We start from the raw sequence: 683 nt of genomic DNA on the forward strand, positions 1-683 counted from the left end.
GTACAAGGTGACTTAGTCTATGACCTAGAAAGCCAGCAAGTATCAAGATCAGAGCAAGTCTTGGACTTAAATCGACTCAACCTAATGCTTTTAGAACTCCTCATGCGCCGAAGTCCACAAGTGGTTACTCGTAGAGAAATAGAGGAGTGTTTATGGCCAAATGACGCACCAGAAAGTAACAACATAAAAGTGCAGGTTTATCAACTGAGACAAAAAATCGATAAGCCTTTTGAATCTAAGTTGATTGAAACCGTCGTTGGCCAAGGTCTGAGGATCAAAGGGTAACCATGAGCATGAAAAAGAGCTTCCCAATACGGGGTCACCTTACTACCTTTTTCTTGGGCTTGTCACTTCTGACAGCCTTACTATTCGGAGAACTTTTAATCCGTCACTTTGAATATGGAATAGAAGATTCAGTAAAAATGCGACTCGCCAGTGAATGGTTGAGCTTTAACGAAGTACGCCTTATAAATCCAGAAGCCAAACTACCTAAATCTTACGTAGTGTCATTTTATTATGACCAATTGCCTAACATAAAGGTCGATGGTAAAGACGTACTTCGGGATGTGACATTTGTTAATGATGAGTTCACTGTCGTCTTCGTTGATGAAACGGTTACCAACGACATCAAGAAAGAGGCTGTCTTTGGTGTCTACCGTTTTGCTCTCGAAGACGGACGATTG

General features: G+C 41.4%; 1 protein-coding gene and 1 pseudogene. Both read left to right on the forward strand.

The window, feature by feature from the left end; genetic code table 11:
- Window positions 1-285, forward strand: a 285-nt coding sequence (locus tag AB4496_RS22645; RefSeq protein WP_372132050.1) for a helix-turn-helix domain-containing protein, incomplete at its 5' end; no start/stop codon positions are given.
- A 2-nt stretch (window positions 286-287) separates the two neighbouring features.
- A pseudogene (locus AB4496_RS22650) lies at window positions 288-683 on the forward strand (sensor histidine kinase); the annotation flags it as partial.

This window comes from Vibrio sp. 10N.222.46.A1 (assembly GCF_041473595.1).
GTDB classification, from domain to species: Bacteria; Pseudomonadota; Gammaproteobacteria; order Enterobacterales; family Vibrionaceae; genus Vibrio; species Vibrio tasmaniensis_A.